19 protein-coding genes are annotated in these 23198 nt (G+C 29.7%); all 19 read left to right on the top strand.

The window, feature by feature from the left end; all coding sequences use genetic code 11:
* The first annotated feature begins 63 nt into the window (after positions 1–63).
* The 19 genes from eutH (at position 64) to RBU61_RS04700 (ending at position 23150) form a co-directional block, all read left to right on the top strand.
* Positions 64–1146, top strand: a complete 1083-nt coding sequence (eutH, locus tag RBU61_RS04610) for an ethanolamine utilization protein EutH (protein ID WP_308878406.1) — start codon at positions 64–66, stop codon at positions 1144–1146.
* Positions 1136–2914, top strand: coding sequence for an aminopeptidase P family protein (locus RBU61_RS04615; protein WP_308878407.1), 1779 nt, complete (start codon positions 1136–1138; stop codon positions 2912–2914). The genes eutH and RBU61_RS04615 overlap by 11 nt, the downstream gene beginning before the upstream one ends.
* Positions 2915–3079: 165 nt before the next feature.
* On the top strand, positions 3080–4306 hold the full coding sequence (locus tag RBU61_RS04620) for an FprA family A-type flavoprotein (RefSeq protein WP_308878408.1): 1227 nt from the start codon (positions 3080–3082) through the stop codon (positions 4304–4306).
* Between the two features lie 137 nt (positions 4307–4443).
* A complete protein-coding gene (gene uvrC, locus RBU61_RS04625) occupies positions 4444–6324 on the top strand; it encodes an excinuclease ABC subunit UvrC (protein ID WP_308878409.1) in 1881 nt (626 codons plus the stop codon).
* On the top strand, positions 6321–6512 hold the full coding sequence (locus RBU61_RS04630; protein ID WP_308878410.1) for a PspC domain-containing protein: 192 nt from the start codon (positions 6321–6323) through the stop codon (positions 6510–6512). Before uvrC ends, RBU61_RS04630 begins: the two co-directional genes overlap by 4 nt.
* A gap of 223 nt (positions 6513–6735) precedes the next feature.
* Entirely contained in the window at positions 6736–10260 is a 3525-nt protein-coding gene (gene nifJ / locus RBU61_RS04635) for a pyruvate:ferredoxin (flavodoxin) oxidoreductase (RefSeq protein ID WP_308878411.1), read from the top strand.
* 415 nt (positions 10261–10675) lie between these two features.
* Positions 10676–10876 carry a hypothetical protein gene (locus RBU61_RS04640; RefSeq protein ID WP_308878412.1) on the top strand — a complete coding sequence of 67 codons (201 nt, stop codon included), beginning with the start codon at positions 10676–10678 and terminating at the stop codon, positions 10874–10876.
* Between the two features lie 117 nt (positions 10877–10993).
* Positions 10994–11431 carry a hypothetical protein gene (locus RBU61_RS04645; RefSeq protein WP_308878413.1) on the top strand — a complete coding sequence of 146 codons (438 nt, stop codon included), beginning with the start codon at positions 10994–10996 and terminating at the stop codon, positions 11429–11431.
* A 598-nt stretch (positions 11432–12029) separates the two neighbouring features.
* Positions 12030–13340: a radical SAM/SPASM domain-containing protein gene (locus RBU61_RS04650; RefSeq protein WP_308878414.1), complete on the top strand. Its 1311-nt coding sequence runs from the start codon at positions 12030–12032 to the stop codon at positions 13338–13340.
* A gap of 9 nt (positions 13341–13349) precedes the next feature.
* On the top strand, positions 13350–14651 hold the full coding sequence (locus RBU61_RS04655) for a B12-binding domain-containing radical SAM protein (protein WP_308878415.1): 1302 nt from the start codon (positions 13350–13352) through the stop codon (positions 14649–14651).
* A gap of 86 nt (positions 14652–14737) precedes the next feature.
* Positions 14738–14875 (top strand): hypothetical protein, encoded by a 138-nt coding sequence (locus tag RBU61_RS04660; protein WP_308878416.1) that lies wholly within the window; start codon positions 14738–14740, stop codon positions 14873–14875.
* Positions 14876–14975: 100 nt separating this feature from the next.
* Complete coding sequence (locus tag RBU61_RS04665) at positions 14976–15272, top strand: PqqD family protein (RefSeq protein ID WP_308878417.1); 297 nt, start codon at positions 14976–14978, stop codon at positions 15270–15272.
* Positions 15265–16563, top strand: a complete 1299-nt coding sequence (locus RBU61_RS04670; RefSeq protein ID WP_308878418.1) for a B12-binding domain-containing radical SAM protein — start codon at positions 15265–15267, stop codon at positions 16561–16563. Before RBU61_RS04665 ends, RBU61_RS04670 begins: the two co-directional genes overlap by 8 nt.
* 19 nt (positions 16564–16582) lie before the next feature.
* The gene (locus tag RBU61_RS04675; RefSeq protein WP_308878419.1) at positions 16583–16765 is read left to right on the top strand and encodes a hypothetical protein; all 183 of its coding nucleotides are present in this window, start codon (positions 16583–16585) and stop codon (positions 16763–16765) included.
* Between the two features lie 6 nt (positions 16766–16771).
* Positions 16772–18127, top strand: coding sequence for a PqqD family peptide modification chaperone (locus RBU61_RS04680; protein WP_308878420.1), 1356 nt, complete (start codon positions 16772–16774; stop codon positions 18125–18127).
* A 3-nt stretch (positions 18128–18130) separates the two neighbouring features.
* The gene (locus tag RBU61_RS04685) at positions 18131–19762 is read left to right on the top strand and encodes an ABC transporter ATP-binding protein (RefSeq protein ID WP_308878421.1); all 1632 of its coding nucleotides are present in this window, start codon (positions 18131–18133) and stop codon (positions 19760–19762) included.
* Positions 19763–20024: 262 nt separating this feature from the next.
* The gene (locus RBU61_RS04690) at positions 20025–20969 is read left to right on the top strand and encodes an ABC transporter ATP-binding protein (RefSeq protein ID WP_308878422.1); all 945 of its coding nucleotides are present in this window, start codon (positions 20025–20027) and stop codon (positions 20967–20969) included.
* A complete protein-coding gene (locus tag RBU61_RS04695; RefSeq protein WP_308878423.1) occupies positions 20966–21661 on the top strand; it encodes an ABC transporter permease subunit in 696 nt (231 codons plus the stop codon). The genes RBU61_RS04690 and RBU61_RS04695 overlap by 4 nt, the downstream gene beginning before the upstream one ends.
* A gap of 139 nt (positions 21662–21800) precedes the next feature.
* A complete protein-coding gene (locus tag RBU61_RS04700) occupies positions 21801–23150 on the top strand; it encodes an MATE family efflux transporter (RefSeq protein ID WP_308878424.1) in 1350 nt (449 codons plus the stop codon).
* Positions 23151–23198 lie beyond the last annotated feature (48 nt).

Below are 23198 nucleotides of genomic sequence, written 5' to 3' on the forward strand. Positions count from 1 at the left end.
CTTTTATTGGGTATATAATTGTAGTATAATAAAATCATTACAAATTTATATATGAGGTGTAAAATGATTTATATAATGATTATTTTTTCAGTTATTGCTGGAATAGATAAAATATTAAATAATAGATTTGGATTAGGAGAAAAATTTGATGAAGGATTTAAATCTGTAGGTGGACTTGCAATATCCATAATAGGTATTTATAGTTTATCTCCTATTATTGCTAAGATTATTATTCCAATACTTAATCCCGTGGCGAGTATTTTAAATACAGACCCTTCTGTATTTGTAGGAAGTTTACTAGCGCCAGATTTAGGAGGTTATACTACAAGTGTTGAAGTAGCTTTACATAAATCAATAGGTGTATTTAATGGAATAGTGCTTTCATCTATGCTTGGTACTGTCATATCTTTTACCATACCTATTGGAGTGGGATTAATATCTAAGGAGGATTTTAACTATTTTGCTAAGGGCGTTTTAGCAGGTATTATGACTATACCTATTGGAATGGTTGCAGGTGGTATAATGATGAAAATAGAATTTATCCATATTCTACTTAGCCTAATTCCAGTTATAATATTTTCAGCTCTCATAATCATAGGGATAGTTAAAATGCCTAATACCATAGTTAAGATATTTAATATTTTAGGCAAGATTATTATAACCATTAGTACATTTGGACTAATTATATCTATTATAAATTTTATGTTTGGAGTTGAAATAATAAAGGGTTTAATCCCCTTAGAGGAAGGGGCAATACTAGTAGTAAAAATAGGAGTTATATTATCGGGGGCATACCCAATGTTTCATTTTATATCTGGAAGATTACATAAGTATTTAAATAAAATAGGAAATAAGTTTGAACTTGACCAATACTCTATATTGGGGATATTTAGTTCTTTGGCAAATAGTATTCCAATGCTGGGGATTTATGATAAAATGAATGAAAAGGGTAAGATATTAAATGCAGCCTTTGCTGTATCCGCTTCCTATGTTTTTGGTGGACAGCTAGGATATATTTCATCAGTATCACCAGAAGATGTTAATGCATTTATAGTGAGTAAATTAGTGGCTGGTATATCTGCAATTATAGTAGCCACTTTAATAATAAAATTAGAAAAGACTAAGGGGGGTAAATATGAAAATTAATGAAAGAGTAAATAAGCTAAGACAACTAATGAAAGACAAAGGTATTACTGCCTATATAGTAAATACAGGAGATCCACATCAATCTGAATATGTGGCAGATTACTATAAAGGGAGAATATGGATATCAGGATTTACAGGCTCAGCTGGTACTGTAGTGATTACACAGGAAGAAGCAATTCTATGGACTGATGGTAGATACTTTATTCAGGCAGAAAAAGAATTAAAGGGTTCAGAATATAAACTATTTAAAATCGCAATACCAGGATTCCCAACTTACACAGAGTGGTTAAGAGATAATCTAAATAATGGAGATGCCATAGGATTTGATGGTAAAGTATTTTCACAATTTGCAGTTGAAAATTTAGAAAGAGAATTTAAAGATAAGGACATTAAATTCATTGATGAATTTGATTTAGTAGGAGAGATTTGGAATGATAGACCAAGTTTGCCTAAGGAAGAAGCTTTTATACATGAGTTAAAATATACAGGAAAAACTGGTAAAGAAAAAATTGAAGAAGTAAGAACTGAGATGAGAAAACAAGGTGTGGACTATTGTTTAATAGGAAGCTTAGACGACATAGCTTGGTTATATAATATTAGAGGTAGAGATGTATCAAATAATCCTGTAGTCATATCATATGCCCTAATTTCCATGGATAAAGCTTATCTATTTACAGATAAGGAAAAAATTAATACAGATGTTGAATCATTCTTAAAGGAAAACGAAGTAGGAATTGCTGGATATAGTGAAGTCATTGATTATATAAAGAAAATAGATAAAAATTCAAAGGTTTATATTGATAAAAATAGAATAAATAGATGGATATATAAAGCTATACCATCAGAATGTAAAATAGTAGAAGGTACAGATATTACAACAAGTCTAAAGGGTATTAAAAATCCTATTGAAATCCAAAATCAAAAAAATGCTTATATTAAAGATGGAGTTGCATTAGTTAAATTTTTATACTGGTTAGATAAAAATGTAGGAAATATTCCAGTTACTGAAGTATCGGCACAGGAAAAATTATTAGAATTTAGGCAAGAGCAAGAGGGCTTTATTGAGCCAAGCTTTGGAACTATATCTGCATATAAGGAAAATGCAGCTATGATGCATTACTCAGCTAGTGAAACTTCAAATGCTGAAATCAAAGAAGAAGGATTATATCTAGTAGATTCAGGCGGACAATACTTTGATGGAACTACTGATATAACTAGAACTGTAGTTATGGGACCTATAACTAAAGAAGAAAAAAGAGATTTTACTTTAACTTTAAAAGGTCATATTAATTTAGGAAATGCAAGATTCCTTTATGGTGCTACAGGTCATAGCCTAGATGTATTAGCAAGATATCCATTATGGCAAGAGGGTATAGATTACAAATGTGGTACTGGCCATGGTATAGGATATTTATTAAATGTACATGAAGGACCACATAGAATTGCACCAGTGGTAAATACAGTAATCCTTGAAAAAGGGATGGTAGTAAGTATAGAACCGGGAGTATATAAATCTGGTAGCCATGGAATAAGAATAGAAAATATTGTAGTAGTAGATGAAGATATAAAAACAGACTCAGGTCAATTTATGAAGTTTGAAACACTATCCTTTGTACCAATAGATCTAGAAGGGGTAGACGTAGAATTATTATCTGAAAAGGAAAGAATATGGCTAAATGAATACCATAGAGATGTATATAATAAGCTTGAATCATATTTAGACCAAGAAGAAAGAGAATGGCTGAAAAATGAAACAAGAAGCATATAAAGGCTAATAAATATATAAAACTGCTAAACAACATAACTAGCAGTTTTATATTGTAATATTGTAATTTGTTTTTATATCCAATATATGGGTAAATAAGAAATAGTTTAATATATATCAAGGTATGAAGATTAAGATAATAAAGGTAATAATGTAAGGGGGATGTAAATGAATGTAACAAAAGTTACTGAAGATATTTATCAGCTTTCAGTAAATATAGAAGATATATTATTTGAGGGATTATGGGAGATACCTAATGGGGTTTCTGTAAACTCTTATATAATAAAAGGTGAAAAAACAGCAATAGTAGATGGAGTATGTGGTTGGGATGGAGTTCCAGAATCTTTATTTAAGCTTTTAGATAAACTTGAGATAGATCCAAAATCCATAGAATATTTAATAATAAATCATATGGAACCTGATCATTCAGGATGGATAGAGGATTTTAAAAAGATAAATAATGATTTTAAAATAGTCTGTAGTCAAAAATCAGCAGAACTATTAGATGCCTTTTATGGTCATACAGAAAATATTACAGTTGTAAAAGATAATGATACTTTAGATTTAGGTAAAAATCATGTCTTAAAATTTGTAGAAATACCTAATGTTCACTGGCCGGACACCATAGCAACCTTTGATACCTTAACAGGTACTTTGTTCCCATGTGATGCTTTTGGTTCCTTTGGAACTGTTACAGATTTAAACTATGATGATATGCTGACATCGGAAGAAATAGAGTTTTATGAAAGAGAAGCTGTTAGATACTATTCAAATATAGTTGCGGCATTTTCTATGCCAGTAAAAAAGGCTATTGAAAAATGTGCACCACTACCTATTAAGGTCATAGCACCTGGTCATGGAGTAGTATGGAGAGAAAACCCAAGTAAAATTATTGAAGACTATATTAGATATGCTTCCTACCAAAAGGGACCTGCAAAGGAGGAAATAACTCTTATTTGGGGATCCATGTATGGTATGACGGAAAAGGCGGTAAATTATGTAGTTGAATTGTTAGAAAAGGAAAATATAAAGGTCAATTCACATCAAGTACCACAGGATTCTTGGGGAACGGTACTGGCATCAGCTTGGAATTCAACAGGAATAATTCTTGCCATGCCTACCTATGAATACAAAATGTTTCCACCAATGGCAGCAGCATTGGAGGAATTAGGAAAGAAAAAGCTTCAAGGAAGAAAAGCTTTTAGACTTGGTTCCTACGGATGGTCAGGTGGTGCTCAGAAAGAACTAGATGAAATAATGGGTAGATACTGTATGAACTGGGATTTTATAGAACCAGTTGAATTTAAGGGAGCTCCTAGAGAGGAAGATTTACAGCTAATTGGAGATAGAGTTAAGGAGTTAGTGAAAATAGTAAAAGAATCAGTAAATAATTAATATTATTTAAAATGCGATACTAATTTTAGTATCGCATTTTAAATATCTAAATATAAATAAATTTGGTATAATAAGAATATAGGTTCTAATCAATAACTTTAAATTTAAAATTGGCGTAAGAAGTCTGAGGTGATTTAATGTTTGACATAGAAGAAGAGTTAAAAAAGCTACCAGATAAACCAGGTGTTTATATAATGAAGGATAAAAATGAGGAGATAATTTATGTTGGAAAGGCTATTTCTCTTAGGAAAAGAGTAAGGCAATATTTTCAATCAGGAAAAAACAATCCACCTAAGGTGAATTCCATGGTTAAACATATCTCTGAGTTTGAATATATTATAGTAGATAATGAAGTAGAAGCTTTAATACTTGAGGCTAACTTAATAAAGAAGCATAAGCCGAAATATAATATTCTACTTAGGGACGATAAACAATATCCTTATATTAAAGTAACTATAAATGAAAAATATCCTAGGGTAATGAAAACTAGACAGGTGTTGAAAGATGGTGCAAAGTATTTTGGACCCTATCCCAGTGTATATGCAGTAAATGATGTAATAGAAATTTTGAGAAATATATATCCCCTAAGAACTTGTAACCGTAATTTAAGTAATTATGGTAAAAAGACTAGACCTTGTTTAAATTACTATATGAAAAGGTGCTTAGGACCTTGCCAAGGTGAAAATGTAGATGATGAACAGTATATGGGTATGATAAATGAAATCCTTATGTTTCTAAATGGCAGAGAGGATAAGCTAGTAGAAATCATTGAGGAGAAGATGAAAGAAGCCTCAAAAAAATTAGACTTTGAAGAAGCTGCAAGGTATAGAGACCAAATTAACTCCCTAAACTTGCTCCATGAAAAACAAAAGATTGAATCTACTACTAATTTAGTAGACCAAGACGTAATAGGAATGGCTAGAGGTATAGAAGAAGTATGTATGCAAGTATTTTTTATTAGAAATGGGAAAATTGTAGGTAGAGAACATTTTATACTGGAAGATACTTTTGAAGAAGATAGGAAGGAAATCCTTAGTGCATTTATTAAACAATTCTATATTGGAGCTTCCTATCTACCAAAAGAGATTATAATCGAAGAAGAAATACAGGATATGGAAGCCATATCTAAATGGCTAGGAGAAAAGAAGGGAGCTAAAATAAATATATTAGTTCCAAAACGTGGAGATAAAGTTGGATTAATAGATATGGTTAGGAAAAATGCATTAGATATGTTAAACAAATATGGAGACAGATTTGTAAAGAAGGCAAGAGAAAACCAAAAGACTTTAGAAGAGCTGAAAAATATCTTAGGAATTAGCAGTGATTTAAATAGAATTGAAGCCTTTGATATATCAAATATTAGTGGAGTAGAATCTGTTGGCTCCATGGTAGTATTCGAAAAAGGAGAGTCGAAAAAGTCGGATTATAGAAGATTTAGAATTAGAACTGTGATTGGTGCAGACGATTATGGTAGTATGGAAGAAATTTTGAGTCGCCGATTTATTAGGGGTCTTGAAGAGAGACAGCTAATGAAGGAAAATGAGATAGAAGTAAAGGGATTTTCAAATTTCCCAGATTTGATAATGATGGATGGAGGTAAGGGACAGGTTAATGTAGCTCTTAGAGTATTAAATAATTTAAATATAAACATTCCAGTATGTGGGCTTGTAAAAGATGATTTTCACAAGACAAGAGGAATAATATATAATAACAAAGAGATAAGTCTAAATGAAGACTCTCTAGGGTTTAGATTAATTTATAGAATACAAGAGGAGGCACATAGATTTGCAATATCCTATCATAGATCCCTAAGAACTAAGAAAATGTTTAAGTCTGAATTAGATGATATAAAGGGTATAGGAGAGAAGAGGAAGGTGGAACTACTAAAACATTTTCAAAGTATAGAAAAAATAAAGAAGGCATCAATAGAAGATTTATTACAGGTAAAAGGTATGAACAGATTAGCAGCAGAAGAATTATATAATCATTTTAATAAGAAAAAGGAGGAGAATAAATGAAGCAATTATTTCTATCTGATACTGATAAGAAATTGTGCGGAGTATGTGGAGGAATTGCAGAATACTTTGGAATAGACTCTACCCTAGTAAGACTTGGATGGGTACTATTATCTATTTTTAGTGCTGGTTTTCCTGGTATAATAGCTTATATCTTAGCATCTATGATAATTCCAAAAAGAAATTTCTAAGTTGTTAAATTTTCTTAACTATTATAACAATTAGAGAGGATAGATATAGGAATATCTATAAATCTATTCTCTTTAATTATGTTTTCCAAAGATTGACTTTCTACCTAATATTTCATATACTTAAAGGGTAACGATATGGTTATAAGTGTTGGAATACTTTAGTTAGAAAAGTGTTAAATTTTCAACAAACTTAACAGTTTTATAATAAAAAGGAGGTATACAAATGGCAAAAATAATGAAGACTATGGATGGTAACACCGCTGCATCTCATGTAGCCTATGCTTTTACTGATGTAGCTGCTATCTATCCAATTACACCATCTTCAACAATGGCAGAACTAGTAGATGAATGGTCTGCTAATGGTAGCAAAAATATTTTTGGTCAGGAAGTATTAGTTAAAGAGATGCAATCTGAGGCAGGAGCAGCAGGAGCAGTTCATGGTTCTTTAGCAGCAGGAGCATTAACGACTACATTTACAGCTTCACAAGGACTATTACTTATGATTCCAAATATGTATAAAATGGCAGGGGAATTGCTTCCAGCAGTATTTCATGTTACTGCAAGAGCTCTAGCAGGACATGCTCTTAGTATATTTGGAGATCACCAAGACGTTATGGCAGCTAGACAAACAGGTTTTGCTCTACTTGCATCAGGTTCTGTTCAAGAAACAATGGACTTAGCAGGAGTAGCTCATCTTGCTGCTATAAAGGGAAGAGTACCATTCCTACATTTCTTTGATGGATTTAGAACAAGTCATGAAATTCAAAAAATCGAAGTAATGGATTACAAAGACTTAGAAAAATTAGTTGATCATGATGCCCTTAATGAATTTAGACAAAGAGCTTTAAACCCAGAAAGACCGTATACAAAGGGTACTGCACAAAACCCAGATATTTACTTCCAAGCGGCAGAAGCAGCTAACCCATACTATGAAAAAATAGTAGATGTTGTAGTGGAATATATGAACGAAATAAACAAAATAACTGGTAGAGATTACAAACCTTTCAATTACTATGGACATCCAGAAGCTGAAAGAGTAATAGTTGCTATGGGTTCAGTTACTGAAACTATAGAAGAAACTATTGATTACTTAATTGCAAAAGGTGAAAAAGTAGGAGTTATTAAAGTACACCTATATAGACCTTTTGCACCAAAATATTTCTTTGATGTACTTCCTAAGACTGTAAAGAAAGTAGCAGTATTAGATAGAACTAAGGAAAAAGGTGCTGTTGCTGAACCACTACATTTAGATGTTAAAAACATATTCTATGATTCAGATATAAGACCGGTTATAGTTGGCGGAAGATATGGATTAGGCTCAAAAGATACTACTCCATCACAAATATTAGCTGTATATGAAAACTTAAATGCAGATAAACCAAAAGATAGATTTACTATAGGTATAGTTGATGATGTGACTAATCTATCATTAGATATAAAAGAAGTTATAAAAACTGAACCAGAAGGAACAATTAAATGTAAATTCTGGGGCTTTGGTTCTGACGGAACTGTTGGAGCTAATAAATCAGCTATAAAGATTATCGGTGACGATACAGATATGTATGCACAAGGATACTTTGCATATGACAGTAAGAAATCTGGTGGAGTTACTATTTCTCACTTAAGATTTGGTAATGAACCAATAAAATCTACGTATTTAATTACTGATGCAGACTTTATATCATGCTCAAAGCAATCCTATGTATATCAATATGATTTATTAAGAGGATTAAAAGATGGTGGAACATTCCTTCTAAACTGTACTTGGAGTCCAGAAGAGCTTGATACACATCTTCCAGCATCAATGAAAAAGTATATTGCAGAACACAATATCGACTTCTATACAATCGATGCAACTAAGATGGCAGTTGATATAGGACTAGGCGGAAGAATAAACATGATAATGCAATCAGCATTCTTCAAACTAGCAGAAGTATTACCATTAGAAGAAGCAATCGCTCACCTAAAGAAATCCATAGTTGATGAATATGGAAACAAAGGTGAAGAAATAGTTAGAATGAATTATGAAGCAGTAGATAAGGGAATTGATTCCTTAGCTAAGATAGATGTTCCAGCAACATGGAAAGATGCTAAAGCTGAAACGACAGAAGATGACAAGGATGTTCCAGAGTTTATAGAAAAAGTATTAAAACCAATGAATAGACAAGAAGGTGATGATCTACCTGTAAGTACTTTCGTTGGCAGAGAAGATGGTTCATTCCCACATGGAACATCAGCATACGAAAAACGTGGTATAGCAGTAGATGTACCAAAATGGATACCAGAAAATTGTATTCAATGTAACCAATGTTCCTATGTTTGTCCACATGCGGTTATTAGACCTATTCTTATAGATGAAGAAGAAAAGAATAATGCACCAGAAACATTTGAAACATTAAAAGCTACAGGAAAAGGATTAGAAGATTTAGGATTCAAGATTCAAATCAGTCCATTAGATTGTACAGGATGTGGAAACTGTGCTGATGTATGCCCAGCAAAACAAAAAGCTTTAGTTATGACACCGTTTGAAGAAGAATATGAAGTTGAAGCTAAAAACTGGGAATATGCTATGACAGTTAAGGCTAAAACTGATGTGATGGATGAATTCAGTATAAAGGGATCACAATTCCAAGAACCATTACTTCAATTCTCAGGAGCTTGTGCTGGCTGTGGAGAAACTCCATATGTAAAGTTAATTACTCAATTATTTGGTGATAGAATGATGATTGCCAATGCTACAGGTTGTTCATCAATCTGGGGTGGTTCTGCACCATCTATGCCATATTGCAAGAATCAAGAAGGTAAAGGGCCTTCATGGGCAAACTCATTATTTGAAGACAATGCTGAATACGGATATGGTATGGCAGTAGCTGTTAGCCAAATGAGAGATAAATTAGAAGATTTAATGAAGGAATTCGTTGAATTAAATATAGATGAAGAATTAAATACTCATTTTAATGCTTGGATAGAAGGCAAGAAAGATGCAAAAGCTTCAAAGGCTGCTACAGGTATGATCCTACCAAGATTAAATAAAGAAGTAGATAACACAAGAGGAAAAGAAATCCTTGCTGAAATCGAAGAGTTAAAAGACTATCTAATCAAGAGATCTATGTGGATATTTGGTGGAGATGGCTGGGCTTATGACATAGGATTTGGAGGACTTGACCATGTTCTAGCTTCAGGAGAAGATATAAATATATTTGTTATGGATACTGAAGTATATTCAAATACTGGTGGTCAATCATCTAAAGCAACTCCAACAGCAGCAGTTGCAAAATTCGCAGCTTCTGGTAAGAGAGTAACTAAGAAAAACTTAGGTCTAATGATGACTTCCTACGGATATGTATATGTAGCTCAAGTAGCAATGGGTGCTAATATGAACCAATTAATGAAAGCACTTAAAGAAGCAGAATCCTATGACGGACCATCTATAGTTATAGCTTATGCACCATGTATCAACCATGGAATAAGAACTGGTATGGGTACAACAATTAAACAAGAGAAGAAAGCTGTAGATACAGGATACTGGCATTTATATAGATTTGACCCAAGATTAAAAGATGAAGGAAAGAATCCATTCGTTCTTGACTCAAAAGAGCCAACAGAACCATTTATGGACTTCATCAATTCAGAGGTTAGATACACTTCATTAAGAAGAACATTCCCAGAGGTAGCAGATGAACTATTTGCTGCAGCTGAGAAAGATGCTAAGGATAGATACGAGCAATACAAGAGAATGACAGAATAATATATAAGAGTAAAAAAACAAGGTTATGGGGACGCCCATGACCTTGTTTTTTTTATATTGTAATATATGACTAAATTGAATTTAAGGTTAACGAAAACAGATAGTTAGATAAAATTCGAGTTTCTTGCGAAATTTGTCTAATAAAATATATTGATTTTGCTATTACTGTATGTTTTAATGTATGCTAATGAACCTAAAGATTATCTAGATATTTTTAAAGTTTATTGTTTTAGGAGAACAAAAGGAAGATAGAGATTAGTAATTTAAAAGGGAATTTAAACTAAGCTAGATATTTATCTATTTAGAAACACAAAGATTCTTATGGTACAAGCTTTATAATACTCAAATAAAGTGAGTTTTGAATAGTTTTGATTAATTTTATTACTTGAATTTAAAGAAAGGAATGATGGTTATTATGAAAAGCCTTAAAATAAAAATATCCTTAATTTTAGTGTTGTTCATGTTATTCTCTATCAATATAAGTTCCTATGCAGAAAAGAGCCAAAATATAGAAGAAGATTATACTATGGAAGAGATAGAACAAATGTTAGAAGAGTACTTAAAAGAATATAATGCAAATATTGAAGTTGGTAGCAAGGAATATGTTAACAGGTAGATTATTATATTCAGGACACACCAATGACCATTCAAATACAGTGTTAAGGGATACTGGTGAGAGCCAATATAGGATAATAAGATACTAATATATTAGAATATAGTAGGGTGATTTTTAATGAATAAAAAAAAGATATTAATCAGTATATCTATAGTATTTATCATTATGATTTCTATAATTATATATATGAGAAGTCAATCAATTTATGCAAAAAGTGAAAATGGAGAATGGAAAGCTTATTATAGAAGAGAGTTTTTAGACCCAAAAGCAACATGGAGTGGGTATCTTTATTATACAGGACAAGATACTGATATAGAAGTAGCTACTACATTCATTGTAAATGGAAAAAGACTTGTTGATGATGGCTTATTTTTCAGTAAAGGTAGCAAGTATAGCCCTTCTTTTTTAGAGAAGCTTGCATTTGGAGGAAATCCAAAAAAAGTATTTAATTTTGCAGTATTTGGAATAGAAAAGAAAGCTAGTGATAATTGCGAATTGCTAATTAAATATAAGGTTGATGAGGATATATATGAGGAGAAATTAGTTTTTAAATAGTAGTTGTATAAGTACAAATAAATATTAAATATGATCTCCATTGGCTTATTTTCTACTTATGAGAGCAGTAGCGCTGTTCACGACAGTGGATATACAATTATGAGGGGCAAATGTAGCAAAACGCAATTTTGAACTGCGTAATGACAGCTATAGATTTTTCATATTTGCGGGGATTACAGCAGGTGTTTTATATATTCATTGATATAAAAAGGTAGAGCTTAGGCTCTATCTTTCTATTTTTTTAGTTTAGCGAGACTTTCATATTAAAATAATAAGTATTATTTGAAAGGAAATAAGAATCAGTTTACTAAAGAAGACAAAAAACGAGTTAGTGATGGAATAATATGAAACTATGATGGTAAGTAGATATAGTATAAAAAATATGTTTAGATTAAGCATATTGGTATTAGGCAAAATCGAATTATGTCCGAAAAATGGGAATCAAATTCATTGACAAGCTTTTTAGCGAATTAGTATAATAAAGTCAATAAGAATTATGATGCAAATATCAAAAAAACTCTTATAAGTATCTAATCATATTTATTAGAAATTAAAGATGATTAATGTATAAGAAGTTAAGAAGAAAGGAGGAAGGCTTATGGAGGGTGTAGAAAATGAAAGATTTAGAGTAAAATTAAGAACTGATGGAGCACTTGCTATTACAAATATTGAAGAAAATAAAATTAAAGTATATAAGGGAATTGATAAGCAAATAGTAGCTTTGCTTTTGAAGTATTCAAAATCATCTCATGTAGAAAAATTAATTCTAGAAAAAATGGGAGAAAATGCTGAGAATGTATTAGGCAAACTTGAGCATATAATAGATGAATTAAAAGATATGAATATTATAAATGAAGAAAAGAACAATACTTCATATAAAATTAACAAACAAAATTTGGATATATATAGTGAGAATCTAACTAAAAGTTTAGATGAAATATATATAGAGATAACCAAAAGATGTAATTTAAGATGTTATCATTGCTATATTGATAATGATATATTAAAAAGAGAAATGTCCATAGAAAAAATACAGGATATAATTGATCAGGCCGCCGAAATGGGTGTATTGATGATTAAAGTAACTGGTGGAGAACCTCTTATACATAAAGATTTTTTTAAAATTGCTAAATATATAAGGGATAAGAACATGTTATTAAGAGTTTATACTAATGGAACAAGTTTAAATGAAGATGTCATTAATAATATGTATAATTGTGGAGTAAAAGAAATACAAATTAGCGTAGATGGATTTTATGATGAAACCCATGACAGTATAAGAAGGAAAAAAGGTAATCTTAATAATATAAAACAAGCACTTCCTATTTTAGAAAAAAATAATATAAAAACAATACTATCTTTTACGGCAACAGATTTTAATGTTAGTGAAATAAAATATTTTTCGGAATATCTTAAAGAATTTAAGCATATAAAGTTAAATGCAAGTTTATTTATGAATTACCATAATAAACAAGAATGTAATCATGATATGTTGAATGTATCTAATGATACGATAAATGAACTAAAAAGATGTGCATATACAATGCAAGACGTTTGGAGTAAAAAAATGGACTATGGATTTACTTATTCAAATGATAATATTGGATATTGCGGTGCAGGGAATTTTAGTATGTACATATCTTCAATAGGAGAGGTATATATGTGTCCTGTCCTTCAAGAAAATAGTTTTAGATTAGGCAACGTTAATGGGGAAAGACTAAAAGATATTTGGGAAAATAGTGAAGCATTGAATGAATTTAGAAAGTATAAATTGAGAGATATAGATAAATGCAATAGTTGTCAAAAAGTGAATGAATGTAGAGGTGGATGTAGAGTAAGAGCATACTTAAGTAATGATAGTATATATTCACACGATCCAATTTCATGTTCTATGTTTTTGGAAGACTAGGAGGACGATATGTATAAAAAAATATTATTTATTATTTCGTCAAGTAATAGTATTGCAAGAGCAGTCTTAAAAAAGTCAAATTGCACTCCAAATATAGGAGTATTATATATAGCTTCAGTTTTAAAAATGCATGGGTATGAAGTTAAGATTATAGATATGTTAGTTGAGGATTTTACAGCAAAAGGATTTATAGAGGAAATAAAACTATTTAATCCAGATATTATAGGGATGTCAATTTTTACAGAAGCTTATGATAATGCTATTGAAATAATAAAAATGATTAAGAAAAATTTCAAAGATATAAAAATTGCAGTTGGTGGACCACATGCAACCTTTGAAGGTATTAATATGATGAGAGAAATAGAGGAAATAGATTATGTAATTAGATATGAGGGAGAATTCACATTTTTATTATTACTTGAACATTTAAACTATCCAGATAGTATAGGTATAGAAAAAGTTAAAAGTCTTATATATAGAAAAAAATCTGATATTGTATGCAATGAAAAACGAGGATATATAGAGGCTTTAGATGTATTGCCATTTCCTGTATTAGGCATGGTAGATAGAGATAAATATAGCGAAATATTTGCACTTATAACTAGTAGAGGATGTCCTGGAGATTGTGTATATTGCAGTTCAAAAGCAATGTCAGGAGGAAAATATAGATATAGAAGTGCAGAAAATATCATAAGTGAAGTCTATTATATCTATAATAAGACTAAGGAAAGCTTGTTTGAAATATATGATGATACATTTACAGTAAATAAAAGTAGGGTCAAAAAGTTTTGTAAGCTATTAAAAGAAGTGAACATACCAGTTATATGGAGATGTCAATCAAGGGCTGATGTTTTAACTGAAGAATTAATACATAATTTATATGATGCTGATTGTAAATATATTCATATAGGCATAGAGAGTGGGAATCAAATAGTTTTAGATAAAATCGGTAAAAAAATAAAACTAAAAGAGGCTCTAGATAAAGTTATTTATGCAAAAGATTTAGGAATAAATATCTACTGTAGTTTTATTATTGGACATTATTGCGACACAATAGAAACAATAGAAGAAACTCTAGAAACCATAAGAGATTTGAAAAATAAAGGAATAAGCATTGGTGTAGCATCCTGTACTCCTTATCCTGGAACTTTTATAAAAGAGAATGCTGAGGAAATAGGACTAAATATACATGCTAAAAGATGGAGAGAATATCAGTTTGGAAATCCTATTGTAAGTAATAAAGATTTATCTCTGGATGATTTAAGAGACTATCTTTTTAAAGGATTTAAAGAGTTTTTTATAGGGAATTAAGTAATAAAAAACTTTGAATAATCTTGCTATGATTATAATAAAATTATATAAAACTTTGTAAATATCTTTATAAAGGGGGGAAATAGATGAAAGATATATATGAAGCTCCATTAGCTGAAACAAGTAGCGATTTTGAAACAGTAGATTCTTGTGGATTCAATTGCAACTGGGGATTTGGCGTAGGAATAGCAATAGTCGCATTACCAGCACCAGGGCCAACGTAAAATTTTTAATTAACTAAGTAAGAATACTAAGATGGAGGGTCCTACTCACTATCTTAGTATTCTTGCTAACTAAATTAAAAGAGAGAGAGGTACTATAAAGATGATATTAGAAAACCCAATTCATATGAAAACATATATATGGAAGAAACAAGAAGGATGTATTATAACTATAAGCGAAGATGGTCAAAAGTACATATTAAATCCTGAATATGCAATGATTTGGGAAGAAATAGACGATCTAAAAACAATAGAAGATATAGCACAAATAGTTGCTGTAAAGATGGAAATTAATCTTGATATGGCAATAGAAAAAGTAACAGAAATGGCTAAAGAATTAGCAGAAAAGGATTTAATATCTTTTGAAAATTATCTATGGCTGGAGGAAGATTATGTATAAAAAAGTGTTATTGATACTTTCAAGTGCTAATAAATTGAGAAGAAAAAGTTTTTCTGATAAATCTTCAGCACCACCATTAGGATTAATATATATAGGTAATATGTTAAAAATTCATGGTTACCCAGTAGAAATTATAGATTTATCTGTTGAAGACTATTCTCTAGATGATTTTAAACAATTCTTAGAACAGTATAGTCCTGATGTTGTAGGAATAAGCGTTTATACAGAAACATATTTTTCATCGATAGAAATATCTAAAATTATAAAATCATGTGTTCCAAGTTGTAAAATAGTCTTAGGTGGGGCACATGTTACATTCTTGCCAGAGGAAAGTCTTTTGAATGATTCAGTAGACTTTGTCGTTAGGAATGAAGGGGAATTTGCATTTGTTCAATTAATGGAATATTTAAATAATTCTCATTCATATATTATAGAAAATATAAAGGGGTTATCATATAAAAATGCAAAAGGTGAAATTATATCTAATGAACAAAGAGGATATTTAAAAAATTTAGATGTTCTTCCTATACCAGATGAAAATATTTTACCATCTGAAAATTATACGTATGCAGCAACGATTTTAAGCAGTAGAGGATGCCCGGGAGGGTGTATATATTGTGCTTCTAGAGCTATGTCAGGAGGAAAATATAGGACAAGAAGTATAGAAAACTTTATAGGTGAAATTTATTTTAAATATAAAAAATATGGCATTAAATATTTTAATATATTTGATGATACCTTTACAGCTAATGTAAAAAGGCTAAGCCTATTTTGTGAAAATATAAAAGAAATCGGAGAAGATATTACTTGGAGATGTGATTCAAGAGCAGATGTATTAAATGAAGATATACTTCATATGTTAAAGGATGCAGGTTGTATTGCTATTCATATTGGAATAGAAAGTGGCAGCCAAGAAGTCTTAGATGGGCTTAAAAAATATATTGATTTAAAGCATGCAGAAGCTATGGTAAAGTATGCCAATAGCATTGGAATACGACCAATGTGTTCTTTTATCATAGGTCATCATAGTGATACTTATGAAACAATTGATATGACAGTAGAATTAGGTATTAAGTTTAAAAATGAATATAATGCCATGGTAGCATTTTCAACTAATACACCATATCCAGGGACTTATTTATATAATAATGCTGAAAAATTAGGAATAACAATTCATACTAAAAATTGGAATAAATATGATATTGTTCAACCAGTTATATCAACAAAAAATATAAGTTGTACTGAGTTAAGAAACATTATGTACGAAGGTCAAATTAGAATGAATAACTAGTAAAGGAGATGGAATATTTATGAAAAGAGTAGTAGTAGAATTGGAAGGGAATTTAACGTTTTGTGGAATTGATAAGGGAGAAATAGAAATAGAAGGTAAAGTAGGATTACTGGTAGAAACAGATAAAAAATCTGGCTTAAAGATTTGGTGTCCAAAGGAAATGATAAAAGATATTTTAGTAATTCCAATAAGTGAGGTGTAAAACTATATGATTCAATTAAAAAATAATCTATCCTTAAATCAAAGAGATGATAATAGTTATATAATAATAGATCCAGAGCAAGGAAAATACTATAAATTGAATAATTCAGCATTACAGATAATAGAAAGAATTAAAAAGAAAAAAACAATCGAAAATCTTATTACAGATATATCAGATCATTATGGAGTTCCTACAAGCCTTGTAAGAGAAGATATAGAAAAATTTGTAGAAAAACTTAAATTAAGTGGATTTATTTATGAAGAAGATAATATGAAAGATATAGATAAGGTTGATGATACGAATAAAGAAAGTTCAGGAGAATTAAAAACCTTATGGATAAAGGTTACCAATAAATGTAATTTAAGTTGTCATTACTGTTATGCAGAGAGTGGAGTAAATACTGAGAATACTGATGAAATGACTTTGGAAGAAATAGAGAAATTGTTGGAAACAGCTAAACCTATGGGGCTAGAAAGAATAGTGATTACAGGGGGAGAGCCTTTAATAAGAAAAGATATACTAGAAGTTTTCAAATTAGCGAGGAAATTTGGCCTAGTACAATTACTTAGCAATGGAACTATATATGATGAGAAGATATTAAAGCAGATAGTTGAGTTTGTAGACATTATACAGTTTTCTATGGATTCCCATGAGAAAGAAAAACATGATGAAATTAGAGGGGTTGGATCATTTGAAAAAACGTTAAAGTCTGTAAAATACTTGAGGAGTATAGGATTTAAAAATATAGTTTTTGCAGCGACTCCGACGCCAACAAATAATATAGACTTAAGAAAAATGATTGATTTATGTGTAACAAATGAAGTTAGGCGATTACATGTAAATAGATACGTTCCTTTAGGTAGAGCTAAAGATTATAAAGATTTTGATATAGAAGACTTTTATAGAAAAGCAGATGAAGCATACTTTTATATAAGTCAATTATATAGAAAGTCTTTAGAAAACAAAGAGAGTTTTGATTTTGCTATAGATATTTCAGGGGATTTGGTAGAATCTGTTGCAGCAGTGAATAAAAAATATAGTTGTGGACTAAATAAAAGTTCAGCTAGTATAGAGAGTAATGGAGATGTATATCTTTGTCAAGCGATGCATCATAAAAGTCTAGTAATAGGAAATATAAGAAATGAACCATTTGATAGTATAATGAAAAAATCAAGAGAGAAATTTGGAGAGTTTAATGTAGATAGTATAGATAAATGTAAGGACTGTGATGTAAGATATTGGTGTGCTGGAGGGTGTAGAGCTTTAGCATTTGCAGTTAACGGGGAGATGAGAAAGGAAGATCCTCAATGTTGTTCTCATAGACAGAGGGTATTGGAGATTATGGGAAGGGTTGGAACATAATCAATGGATAGATGGTTTAAAGAGCAATTTAAAAGGAACTGTTTTCCTATATTTATGATACTTATTTTAAATATTATAGGAATGTCTTTTAATATAATATTGCCTATGTTTATGAGATATTTTTTAGATAATATTATTGTAAATAAACATACTGAGATTCTAATGAGATTTTCAATGTTATTAATAGTATTATTTATCATTTCAAGTATATTAGATTTTATAGGTAAACGATGGTATTGTAATATAATATTAAAATTAAAAAAGGACTTAAAAGAAACAATATTTAATCATATTCAGAGAATTGGTTTAAAGGATTTTTTCTCTAAAAGTAAGGGAGATTATATAGCCACAATAATTAACGATTCAGAATCAGTTATACAAATTTTTAATGATTATTTATACCCAGCAATATTAAGCATAATATCTCTAATAATAGTAGTAGGAATATTATTAAATATGAGTATTGAATTAACTATAATATGTCTTTTAAGTATACCTATATTTGTTATAACCTCAAAATATTTTGGTGCAAAAATAAAACAGATAGCATATAAAATTAGAAAAGATACAGCAAAACATATGGAGATACTTGATGAGGGATTAAGCCTAATTGTTACTAATAAATTATATGATTATTATGAAGAGCAACAAAAGAATTATAAAGAAAAAGTGGATGATCTTATGAAGAATAGTTATTCACTATTTATAAATAGCATATATTCAAAACAAATATTCGGACTAACAGCATCAATATTTCCAATAATTATTTTAATTCAAGGAGGATATAAAGTGGCTGCAAATGAAATAAGTGTAGGAATGATAGTTGCGTTTATTTCTTATTTAAGCTATTTATATAATCCTGTTACAGTACTATCTAAATTAAATATGGTTATTAAAGAAATGAAGGTATCTATTAAAAGGATTGACGAAATATTAAATATGAATAAAGAGAATTTATATGAATATGACTCTAAAATTGAAGACCAAGATGTAAAAGGTAATATTGAATTTAAAAATGTACGATATGATATAAATAATAAAACTATATTGAATGATGTCAGCTTTACAATAAAAGCTGGAGAATTAGTAGCTATAGTAGGTACTAATGGAGTAGGTAAGTCTACTTTATTAAATTTATTATTAAAGCTTTATGATTTTGATGGAGATATATTAATAGATGATGTATCAATAAAGGATATGAATACAAGTAGTATAAGAAATTTAATCAGTATAGTTCCGCAAAGAGGATCTTTATATGCCACCAGCATTAGAGAAAACATAAAGATTGGAAAAAAAGATGCAAAGAATGATGAGATAGAACAAGTATTAGAACTAGTAAATTTAAAAAGCTTTATAGATAGCTTGGAAGATGGATTAGATACTGAAGTATTTGGAAATGAAGTAAATTTATCAGGTGGAGAAAAGCAGAAAATCTTATGTGCAAGAGCATTCTTAAAACCAAGTAAAATTCTTATTTTAGATGAAGCTTTAAATGCTATTGATAATGAAAGTAAGGAGATTATTATAAAAAATATATTAAAAATGAAAGAACAAAAAACAATAATAATGATTACTCATGATCCAGATAATTTAAAAATAGTCGATAAGGTGATTGAAATAAAAAGTTATAATTGATAAAATGAAATTACTATATTATTCTAAAAAGATTAAAGAATGAATTTATTATATATTTCATTCTTTAATTATGATTTGAGTTATTTATGGGAAAAGAAGAATTACAAAAAAACAATGGCTAAAATATAAATAAGGGGATTTTCTAAATTATGAGTATAGGGGGATAATTAATGAGTCAATGGGGATACTTTGCAATATTCTTAACTATAGCAATTATAACTAAGGGATATGGATATTATCTTAAAAAGAAAGGGAAAAATAAATGAATAAAATAGTACAGCTTAAAAATGTACAAAAGAGATTTGGAGATAATATAGCTCTTGATAATATTAGTGTTAATTTTAATGAAGGATGTATACATGGATTACTAGGCCATAATGGAGCTGGAAAAACAACGCTGATAAGGATTATAGGGGGAACATATAAGCAAGATAAAGGAGAAGTAGATGTATTAGGGTTAAATCCTATTGATGACGGATATGAGCTTAGAAAAAACATAGGTGTTTTATCTGAAAATATGTGTATGTACGATAGACTAAGTATTTATGATAATTTAATGTTTTATGGAAAGCTTTATAATATAGAGAAAAAGGAACTAAAGAGTAGAATAGATAATTATCTTAAAATGTTTCAAATTTCAGAGTTTAAAGATAAGCTTATTAAAGATTGTTCTACAGGGATGAAAAAGAAGACAGGAATAATTAGAGCAATTATCAATGAGCCCAAATTACTTTTATTAGATGAAGCTTCCAATGGATTAGATCCCATAAGTAAAGATGAATTTCATGAGCTTATTAAGGAATTAGTTAAAATAAAAAAGATTTCGGTAGTTTTATGTAGCCATGACTTAGAGGAAGTGAAGAAGCTATGCGAGTATATTACTATAATAAAAGAAGGAAAAATTGTATATAGTGATAATGTTAACAGTTTATCGAGGAATAAAGAATCTATAGGAATTGAAATAAATACTATTCAAGATTTATTCAAGTTTAAAGAGCAAATACAAAAGGAGTTAAAAGAGAATAAGATTGATCATGCAGAGTTTAATAGGAATTCAGTAAAGCTGGATATTCCTAGTTTAAATGATGTAAATACAGTCATAAAAGTTCTCATGAAATATAATTTAAATATTATAAATGTAGAGCATAAAATATTTGATTTAAATAAAGTTTATTTAGATAGCCATAGAGAGGAAAATGCAATATGATAAGTGCTATTGTTAGGAAAGAAATGAAAGAGTTATTAAAATCAAAAGAGTTTATTTCATATTATATAATGCTTATTTTGGTCATAGGGATCATGATACCTATATCCTCAAAAGAAAGTATATTAAATAGAAATTGGTATATAATGGGGTTTGTTTTTCAATTCGTAGGCAGTATTATTCCTTCTGGGTTGACGGCAGATTCTTTTGCAGGAGAAAAGGAACGAAAAACAATAGAAACACTTTTTATTTCACCAGTATCATTGATAAGTATTTTCTTAGGTAAAGTAACATATATAGTTATGGTAACTTTAAGTATTATGACTATAATTTTTGGAATAAGCTATATATTACTTGTATTAATGAATTTTATAGAATATAAAAATCTAATTTTCAACTTTTATTCTTTTAAAGCCATATACTTCATATTTATCAATTCCTTAATAGTATGTTTTTTTACTACCTTTTTAGGAGTTTTGATTTCTCTAAGGAGTAAGACCATAAAGGCAGCAAATCTATTTAATTATTTCATATCTATGCCTATAATAGCACCAGTTCTAGGAAAGCTATATACTGGAAGTATGCCATGGTCTTTTATATTAATATATCAATTGATTCTATTAATAGGTGTTGGTCTACTATTAGTTATAATTAAAAACAAATTTAAAATACATTCTATACTGGAAGATATGTAGTTTATATGAGGAAAAGATGTATATAACATGAATAGTTTCTATCATTAATTTTTTTCCAAAAGTAGTTGAATTTTATTATAATTTATATTATGATATACCAATGAAAATATAGATTTGATGAAATGATAGGAGATAATTTATGGAGAGACAAAATAGGGCTATTAATAGAATTACTGAAGGAGTTGTTTGGAAACAACTGCTTATTTTTTTCTTCCCTCTTTTATTCGGTACGTTTTTTCAACAACTTTATAATACAGTAGACGCTATTGTAGTAGGTAAATATGTTGGAAAAGAAGCATTATCAGCAGTAGGAGGTACAACAGGGGCACTTATTAATCTGCTTGTAGGTTTTTTTGTGTCTGTATCTTCAGGGGCAACAGTAGCCATATCTCAATACTATGGTGCCGATGATGAAGAAAATGTAAGCAGGTCTGTTCATACCTCCATAGCCCTTGCAATATCAGGGGGAATAATAATTATGATTATAGGGATTCTCGGTGCTCCATATGCTCTAAGATGGATGGGAACACCAGAAGACATAATGCCTTATTCATTACAATATATTAGAATATATTTTACGGGAATGATTGCAAATCTTATTTATAATATGGGTTCAGGAATTCTTAGAGCTATAGGGGATTCTAAACGTCCATTATATTTTCTTATTATAGGCTGCATTATGAATATAATATTAGATATTATATTTGTGGTAGTATTTGGCCTAGACGTAATAGGAGTTGCAATGGCTACAGTAATTTCACAAATAGTTAGTGGAGCCTTAGTATTTTTTTCTTTGATGTCATCTATTGAATGTTATAGATTGGATATTAAAAAAATAAGATTTGATAATAAAATATTGAGAAAGATAGTAAGTATAGGATTACCAACTGGTATACAATCTTTAATGTATTCTGCCTCTAATATTATTATACAATCAAGTATTAATAGTTTTGGTACGAATACAGTTGCAGCCTGGACTGCATACACAAAGATAGATGGTATATTCTGGATGATATTAACTTCCTTTGGAATAGCAACAACTACATTTGTAGGACAAAACTTTGGTGCTGATAAAAAAGATAGGGTAAGAAAAGGAGTTGTCACTTGTATCTTAATGTCAGCAGGAACAAGCCTTGCTCTTAGTTTCATTCTATATAATACTGGTGCTTATCTATTTAAATTTTTCACAGATGATTTAAAGGTAATTGAAGCAGGAGTTGAAATGTTAAGTTTAATAACACCATTTTATATAACTTTTGTAGCAATAGAAATATTATCTGGTGCATTAAGAGGGATGGGAGATACTTTCATACCTATGATTATAAGTGGAATTGGAATTTGTGCTTTACGTGTACTTTGGATATTTATAGCAGTACCAGTTTGGCCTACAATAAAAACTGTACTTTATAGTTATCCAATAACTTGGACAGTTACTTCTATATTATTTATTTTTTACTATATGAAATTTCTAAAGAAAAAGAATATATAGCTATAACTAGGCAGGGCATATAAGCCCTGTCTTTTATTGTACATAAAC

Source organism: Tissierella sp. MB52-C2, from assembly GCF_030931715.1.
In the GTDB taxonomy this organism is placed as follows: domain Bacteria; phylum Bacillota; class Clostridia; order Tissierellales; family Tissierellaceae; genus Tissierella.

What these genes read in the sequence shown, in the direction of transcription:
- eutH (WP_308878406.1), top strand. Translation starts at nt 64, where the DNA reads ATGATTTATATAATGATTATTTTTTCAGTTATTGCTGGAATAGATAAA.
- RBU61_RS04615 (WP_308878407.1), top strand. Translation starts at nt 1,136, where the DNA reads ATGAAAATTAATGAAAGAGTAAATAAGCTAAGACAACTAATGAAAGAC.
- RBU61_RS04620 (WP_308878408.1), top strand. Translation starts at nt 3,080, where the DNA reads ATGAATGTAACAAAAGTTACTGAAGATATTTATCAGCTTTCAGTAAAT.
- uvrC (WP_308878409.1), top strand. Translation starts at nt 4,444, where the DNA reads ATGTTTGACATAGAAGAAGAGTTAAAAAAGCTACCAGATAAACCAGGT.
- RBU61_RS04630 (WP_308878410.1), top strand. Translation starts at nt 6,321, where the DNA reads ATGAAGCAATTATTTCTATCTGATACTGATAAGAAATTGTGCGGAGTA.
- nifJ (WP_308878411.1), top strand. Translation starts at nt 6,736, where the DNA reads ATGGCAAAAATAATGAAGACTATGGATGGTAACACCGCTGCATCTCAT.
- RBU61_RS04640 (WP_308878412.1), top strand. Translation starts at nt 10,676, where the DNA reads ATGAAAAGCCTTAAAATAAAAATATCCTTAATTTTAGTGTTGTTCATG.
- RBU61_RS04645 (WP_308878413.1), top strand. Translation starts at nt 10,994, where the DNA reads ATGAATAAAAAAAAGATATTAATCAGTATATCTATAGTATTTATCATT.
- RBU61_RS04650 (WP_308878414.1), top strand. Translation starts at nt 12,030, where the DNA reads ATGGAGGGTGTAGAAAATGAAAGATTTAGAGTAAAATTAAGAACTGAT.
- RBU61_RS04655 (WP_308878415.1), top strand. Translation starts at nt 13,350, where the DNA reads ATGTATAAAAAAATATTATTTATTATTTCGTCAAGTAATAGTATTGCA.
- RBU61_RS04660 (WP_308878416.1), top strand. Translation starts at nt 14,738, where the DNA reads ATGAAAGATATATATGAAGCTCCATTAGCTGAAACAAGTAGCGATTTT.
- RBU61_RS04665 (WP_308878417.1), top strand. Translation starts at nt 14,976, where the DNA reads ATGATATTAGAAAACCCAATTCATATGAAAACATATATATGGAAGAAA.
- RBU61_RS04670 (WP_308878418.1), top strand. Translation starts at nt 15,265, where the DNA reads ATGTATAAAAAAGTGTTATTGATACTTTCAAGTGCTAATAAATTGAGA.
- RBU61_RS04675 (WP_308878419.1), top strand. Translation starts at nt 16,583, where the DNA reads ATGAAAAGAGTAGTAGTAGAATTGGAAGGGAATTTAACGTTTTGTGGA.
- RBU61_RS04680 (WP_308878420.1), top strand. Translation starts at nt 16,772, where the DNA reads ATGATTCAATTAAAAAATAATCTATCCTTAAATCAAAGAGATGATAAT.
- RBU61_RS04685 (WP_308878421.1), top strand. Translation starts at nt 18,131, where the DNA reads ATGGATAGATGGTTTAAAGAGCAATTTAAAAGGAACTGTTTTCCTATA.
- RBU61_RS04690 (WP_308878422.1), top strand. Translation starts at nt 20,025, where the DNA reads ATGAATAAAATAGTACAGCTTAAAAATGTACAAAAGAGATTTGGAGAT.
- RBU61_RS04695 (WP_308878423.1), top strand. Translation starts at nt 20,966, where the DNA reads ATGATAAGTGCTATTGTTAGGAAAGAAATGAAAGAGTTATTAAAATCA.
- RBU61_RS04700 (WP_308878424.1), top strand. Translation starts at nt 21,801, where the DNA reads ATGGAGAGACAAAATAGGGCTATTAATAGAATTACTGAAGGAGTTGTT.